This is a genomic window from Rhodococcus sp. ARP2, from assembly GCF_001029585.1.
In the GTDB taxonomy this organism is placed as follows: Bacteria; Actinomycetota; Actinomycetes; order Mycobacteriales; family Mycobacteriaceae; genus Rhodococcus_F; species Rhodococcus_F erythropolis.
In genome coordinates this window covers 1-5,659 of record NZ_LEKE01000019.1, presented here as the reverse complement: position 1 = coordinate 5,659, position 5,659 = coordinate 1, and the positions used below count along the sequence as shown (strand labels likewise).

Annotated in this window: 6 protein-coding genes, 1 rRNA gene and 1 pseudogene; 4 read left to right on the top strand and 4 right to left on the bottom strand. The window is 62.9% G+C overall.

Annotation, left to right across the window (positions count from 1 at the left end; all coding sequences use genetic code 11):
* A pseudogene (locus tag ABX74_RS30140) lies at positions 1-137 on the bottom strand (acetyl-CoA C-acyltransferase); the annotation flags it as partial.
* A gap of 107 nt (positions 138-244) precedes the next feature.
* Between ABX74_RS30140 and mce the strand changes: the two are divergent.
* Both mce and ABX74_RS03300 read left to right on the top strand, forming a co-directional pair.
* Positions 245-718 carry a methylmalonyl-CoA epimerase gene (gene mce / locus ABX74_RS03305; RefSeq protein WP_047888229.1) on the top strand — a complete coding sequence of 158 codons (474 nt, stop codon included), beginning with the start codon at positions 245-247 and terminating at the stop codon, positions 716-718.
* Between the two features lie 40 nt (positions 719-758).
* Complete coding sequence (locus tag ABX74_RS03300; protein WP_019749164.1) at positions 759-1,802, top strand: hypothetical protein; 1,044 nt, start codon at positions 759-761, stop codon at positions 1,800-1,802.
* Positions 1,803-1,809: 7 nt separating this feature from the next.
* Here ABX74_RS03300 and ABX74_RS30550 read toward each other — a convergent pair whose 3' ends face one another.
* Both ABX74_RS30550 and nucS read right to left on the bottom strand, forming a co-directional pair.
* Complete coding sequence (locus ABX74_RS30550) at positions 1,810-2,154, bottom strand: hypothetical protein (protein WP_020908287.1); 345 nt, start codon at positions 2,152-2,154, stop codon at positions 1,810-1,812.
* A 19-nt stretch (positions 2,155-2,173) separates the two neighbouring features.
* Entirely contained in the window at positions 2,174-2,848 is a 675-nt protein-coding gene (gene nucS / locus ABX74_RS03295) for an endonuclease NucS (RefSeq protein WP_003945160.1), read from the bottom strand.
* A 42-nt stretch (positions 2,849-2,890) separates the two neighbouring features.
* Here nucS and ABX74_RS03290 point away from each other — a divergent pair, with 42 nt between their 5' ends.
* A complete protein-coding gene (locus ABX74_RS03290; RefSeq protein WP_047888228.1) occupies positions 2,891-4,483 on the top strand; it encodes an adenylate/guanylate cyclase domain-containing protein in 1,593 nt (530 codons plus the stop codon).
* 142 nt (positions 4,484-4,625) lie between these two features.
* A complete protein-coding gene (locus tag ABX74_RS03285) occupies positions 4,626-5,252 on the top strand; it encodes a dihydrofolate reductase family protein (protein WP_047888230.1) in 627 nt (208 codons plus the stop codon).
* Between the two features lie 284 nt (positions 5,253-5,536).
* Here ABX74_RS03285 and rrf read toward each other — a convergent pair.
* Positions 5,537-5,653, bottom strand: a 5S ribosomal RNA gene (rrf, locus tag ABX74_RS03280).
* Positions 5,654-5,659 lie beyond the last annotated feature (6 nt).

The window sequence follows — 5,659 nt, the reverse complement described above, 5'->3', positions numbered from 1 at the left end:
TCGGGGGCGACTCCGGACTTGTCGAGGGCGCCTTTGATGGCGATGCCGCCGAGGTCGGACCCGGAGAGGTCTTTCAACGATCCGAGGAGTCGACCCATCGGGGTACGAGCTCCCGCAACAATCACAGAACTGGTCACGATTTCCTCCGGCTGCAAAAGAGACATAGTCGTCGGTTCCGTGCGGCCTAAGAGCCAAGTCACATCCCGACGTGTACTCCTCAAACGGTAGCGCTACCGTGAAAGGTATGACACAGACCTCCCCCAATTCTGCACTCGCACCTTTGTCGTCCGACCTCGTCGTCGCGATCGATCACGTCGGAATCGCGGTGCCCGATCTCGACGCGGCAATCGCGTGGTACACGCAGCACCTGGGCATGGTGTCGACCCACGAGGAAATCAACGAATCGCAGGGCGTGCGCGAAGCCATGCTCTCCGTCGTCGGCTCCCCCGCCGGATCCACTGCCGTTCAGCTGCTCGCACCACTGGACGAGAACTCGACCATCGCCAAGTTCATCGACCGAAGCGGCCCTGGACTGCAGCAGCTCGCCTACCGGGTCACCGACATCGACGCCATCTCCGCCGAGCTTCGCGAGCGCGGTGTTCGGTTGCTGTACGACGCTCCCCGGCGCGGTACTGCCAACTCGCGCATCAACTTCATTCACCCGAAGGACGCCGGCGGCGTCCTGGTGGAACTGGTCGAACCCGACGCGAGCCACTAGCAGACCCGACTCCAGCTCGTATGCCAGGTAGATTGTCGCCATGGCATACGAGCAGGACCGCGGTTCGATCCAACTTCCGTTCCAGATCGCACGGAAGGGATACGACCGCGACGAGGTACGTAACTACTTCGAGCGATTCGACGCGGAGCTGCGAGTTACCGCGGCCGATCGTGATGCTGCCGCTGCGCAGGCCCGCGACCTTGCCAAGCAGCTCGACGATGCACGCGACGACATCGACGACCTCCGCAAGGACGTCGACCGCCTCTCGGTACCGCCCACCACTGCGGAGGGCATGAGCGATCGCATCAGCCGCATGCTGCGCCTTGCCTCCGACGAGGCTTCCGAGGTGCGCGCGAAGGCCGAGGCCGACGCAGCCGAGATGACCTCCATCGCCGAACAGGACGGCGCCCGACTGCGCGGACACTACGAGTCGCTGATCGCCGAACTCGAGGACCGTCGCAATGCGATGGAAACCATGCACGAGCAGACCATGGCGCAGGCCCGTACCGAAGCCGCCCGGATCGTCGAAGCCGCGCAGGCCGAGCGGGATCGCCTGGCTGCCGAGTCCGAGGCCAAGCGCACTCAGATCCGCGAAGACTTTGACATCTCGATGTCCGAGCGTCGCGCCAAGGTCGTCGCCGCCGTCAACGACCTGGAGTCGTCGAGCAAGGCAGAGGCCGAGCGTCGACTCTCCGATGCGTCGCACGAGGCTCAGCGCAGGCTGCAGGCCGCCACCGATCAGTCCGAGCGCAAGATCGCTCACGCGAAGGAACTCACCGAAGAACTGCGTGTTCTCCGTGGTCGAATTCTGGCTCAGCTCTTGGGCATTCGGGGACAACTCGATTCGGTTCCGGCCATGCTCGCATCGGTCAACCGGGAGAGCGAACTCCTCGATGCACCGCCCGCTCCGGTCATCGTCGAAGCCGAGGAAGATCTCGAGATCGAAGACAAGAAGGCCGACTCCGATCCGGTCGACTCAGAACCGAGTATCGACGAAGACGATGTGCTCGAGGACTCGGACGAGACCAACACCGCCGAGATCGACACCCGCGCCGTCGAGCAGCGAGCCCAGTCCCGGAACTGATCGACGCTCAGGACCACCGTCTGGTCAGGCTGCGAGTTCCGCGGCCTGACCAGCATCCGGTGTGCCAGTGTCGACGTTCGTTCGCGCCGCCCGGTTCCGAAGGCCACGTCACCACATGGGCGACACCGGGCCTGATGTCGTGATCACAACCGGGGCAGCGATAGAACTTCGTTGCGTTGGAGCCGGGTATCGGCCTCACCATGTACATTTCACCGCCCGGCCCTGGCTCCTCCCGGACCAGCGCCCCGCCGAACAACACACCACTGGGTGACTGCGATTCCGCGCTCGAATCCCGAGCACGCCGAGTATCCGTTCGACGGGATTGCTTCGGCGAAGGTTTGCGGCGCGGCATGGTTCGAGTCTAAACAGCGTCAGAAAAGTCGGAACTCGGTGCTTTCGGTACCACGCAAGGCCTCGTAGTCCAAGACCAGGCAACGGATCCCACGGTCGTTGGCCAAAGTCTTTGCCTGCGGCTTGATCTGTTGCGCTGCAAAAACTCCCGTGACCGGCGCGAGCAGAGGATCGCGGTTGAGCAACTCCAGGTACCGCGTCAACTGCTCGACGCCGTCGATCTCGCCGCGGCGCTTGATCTCCACCGCCACCGATGCACCGTCCGCGTCACGGACCAGAAGGTCGACCGGCCCGATGGCCGTCATGTACTCGCGTCGTACCAATGTGTAGCCGGGGCCGAGTGTCTCGACATGCTCCGCCAGAAGTTCTTGAAGGTGTGCCTCGACTCCGTCCTTGATCAATCCCGGATCGAGACCGAGTTCATACGACGAATCGTGCTCGACCTCTTCGAGAGTGATCCGAAGCTCCTCGCCCGCCTTGTTGGTGACGACCCACAGGATGTCGTCGCTGTCGCCGGTGGTCTCAACCAACCAGCACGGCGGACTCATCCAGTTCAGCGGCTTGTACGCCCGGTCATCGGCATGAATGCTGACCGAACCGTCGGCCTTCACCAACAGCAGTCGTCTTGCGGTAGGGAGGTGGGAGGTCAGGCGTCCCACATAATCGACACGGCAACGAGCAATAACTAGGCGCACCGGACCACCCTAAGCGATCATTACGACTACTCTCGACACACTATGCAGCGAAGCCGTGTCCCGAGTGCGCCCCTGGGGTCGTGGCTGCTCGGATCCACCGACGAAAGCCCCAGGCGCCGCCGAATCCGCGTCCAGGCACTACTCACCGCCCCTCTCCTGGTCACCAACCTGATCGGAGCGGTGCTGGCGATCGTGCTCGTCGGATTCGTGGTTCCCGGACCCGAGATCATCCACCCCGAATTCGCGTGGATCAACTTTATTGCCGTACCCGTCTTCATCGGGTGTGTCTTTCTCATCGGACTTCTGTGGGGCACCAAACGCCTCATGAGGGATCTCCGGTGGGCCACCGAGGATCACCGGCCAACCGAGCAGAATCAACGCGCGGCGTTGCGCGGGCCGTGGCGACTGACCCGAGTGCAAGCCGTCCTGTGGACGGCCGCGCTCATCACCTTCACGACCATGTACGGAATCGTCGACCCCGACACCATTCCGAAAGTTCTGTTCACCGTGGCTTTCAGCGGTATCACCACCTGTGCTTTCTGCTACCTGCTCAGCGAGTTCGCACTGCGCCCTATTGCTGCGCGTGCACTCGAATCCGGAGCACCCCGCAAGGCTGCCGTTCTCGGACTGACCGGCCGGACAATCCTCGTCTGGCTGCTCGGAAGCGGAGTCCCCGTCACCGGCTTGATGCTCGTAGCGGTCTTCAGCTTCATCCGGCCTGCTTCGTGGCAAGCCCTCGCAACCGCGATCCTCGTCATCGGCGGGATCACTCTGTGCGTCGGACTCGGGCTGACGTACATCAACATCCGATCAGCCGCGGCCCCCATTCGGTCCGTACGCCGAGGCATGGAACAAGTCACCCGTGGCGACCTCACCGCGTCCGTCGTCGTGTACGACGGGACCGAACTGGGACTGCTGCAGACCGGCTTCAATCGCATGGCCGAGGGCCTGCGCGAGCGCGAGAGGATTCGCGACCTCTTCGGGCGCCACGTCGGACACGAGGTTGCCGCAAACGCGGTTCGCCGAAACCCGGAACTCGGCGGTGAAGAACGAGACGTTGCCGTCCTCTTCGTCGACGTCATCGGTTCGACCACGATCGCGGCCACCAACTCCCCTACCGCGGTGGTCGCTCTACTCAACCGATTCTTCGACGTCATCGTCGACGAGGTAGATGCACACGGCGGATTCGTCAACAAGTTCGAAGGCGACGCGGCGCTGGCAATTTTCGGAGCGCCGACGACACTCGACGATCACGCCGGCAGTGCACTCGCCGCCGCCCGCAAGATTCAGCAGCGCCTGCGTGCCGAAGTTCCGGAAGTGAGCGCGGGTATCGGCGTCGCTGCGGGAATTGCTGTTGCCGGAAACGTCGGTGCGCGAGAAAGATTCGAGTACACCGTCATCGGTGATCCCGTCAACGAAGCAGCGCGACTGTCCGAGGTCGCCAAGACGGTCCCGGGTAACCTCGCCGCATCCGGACGGGCTGTGGCCGCCGCTGACAGCGCCGAAGCCGCACAGTGGTCGATCACGGAGAACATCACCCTTCGTGGCCGCCTCGAACAGACCGAGCTCGCGATTCCCTGCGACGCCTTGGAGTCCGAGTCCACCCCGGCAGACTCGGTGCCCGTTCAGCCCTGATCTCACCGTTCACCTTGAGCGAACGGCACGTTCGGTCGATCCAAGGCGATGAACGCCACGTTCGCTCGATGACTTTCCCGCTTCCCGACGGTCTATATCGAAACAGCGGAAATCCGACGATGCCGGGGAGATGGGTACGACTATGAAACTGACGACATTTACCATCGTCACTCTCGACGGGGTGATGCAAGGACTCGGTGGGCCGGATGAAGATCGACGCGGCGGATTCGAACGTGGCGGATGGTCCGCGCCACTGGTGGACACAGAAGCCATGTCTTACCTCGTCCAGGTCTACCAGCGCGCCGACGCCTTCCTGTTCGGTCGGCGGACCTATGACATCTTCGCCGGTTATTGGGACGCGTTCGAGAATCCAGAGGTCAACCCGATCGCAAGCGCCTTGAATACGCGGCCCAAGTATCTTGCCTCGACAACGGTCACCGATCCGCAATGGAAGAACACCACGGCCCTTACAGATGACACCGCCGCAGCGATCGGCGAACTGAAAGCCAGACCCGGCGGCGAGCTTCAGGTGCACGGCAGTGGCGAATTATGCCGCTGGCTTCTCGCGAACGATCTCGTCGACGAGATGATCCTGCTGATCGTTCCGGTGGTCGTAGGCCAGGGCACGCGACTCTTTCCCGACACCGGACCGGATATCGCACTCGAACTGGCCGAATCGCGAGCCACTCCAAAAGGCGTGACGATCCAGCGGTATCTGCCCACTGGCCGGCCGAAGTATGCAACTGCCACCGCCGACGGTATCGACTGATCCGGGCAAAGCGCCCGTCGTCCTCAGTCGTGCGCCCGCCCCTAATGGCGTGAACGTACCGTTCATCTCGTTAGAGGCGGTGAGAGTGTCGTTCACTCGATCCCGGACGGGGTGGTGAGCCGGCTGTGCTCCCGCCCCTTGATGGTGTGAACGGGGCGTTGGGTCGATCTGAGGCGACGGACGTACCGTTCGCTCGGAGAGTGCGGGGTGGGTTTTTTTGGGGGGGTGTTTTGGGTACGAGAAATCCCCCCAACCATCACTGATTGGGGGGCTTCTCAAGTTGTGTTCGGCGGTGTCCTACTCTCCCACACCCTGTCGAGTGCAGTACCATCGGCGCTGAAGGGCTTAGCTTCCGGGTTCGGAATGGGACCGGGCGTTTCCCCTTCGCTATGACCGCCGTAACTCTA

What these genes read in the sequence shown, in the direction of transcription:
- mce (WP_047888229.1), top strand. Translation starts at nt 245, where the DNA reads ATGACACAGACCTCCCCCAATTCTGCACTCGCACCTTTGTCGTCCGAC.
- ABX74_RS03300 (WP_019749164.1), top strand. Translation starts at nt 759, where the DNA reads ATGGCATACGAGCAGGACCGCGGTTCGATCCAACTTCCGTTCCAGATC.
- ABX74_RS30550 (WP_020908287.1), bottom strand. Translation starts at nt 2,154, where the DNA reads ATGCCGCGCCGCAAACCTTCGCCGAAGCAATCCCGTCGAACGGATACT.
- ABX74_RS03290 (WP_047888228.1), top strand. Translation starts at nt 2,891, where the DNA reads ATGCAGCGAAGCCGTGTCCCGAGTGCGCCCCTGGGGTCGTGGCTGCTC.
- ABX74_RS03285 (WP_047888230.1), top strand. Translation starts at nt 4,626, where the DNA reads ATGAAACTGACGACATTTACCATCGTCACTCTCGACGGGGTGATGCAA.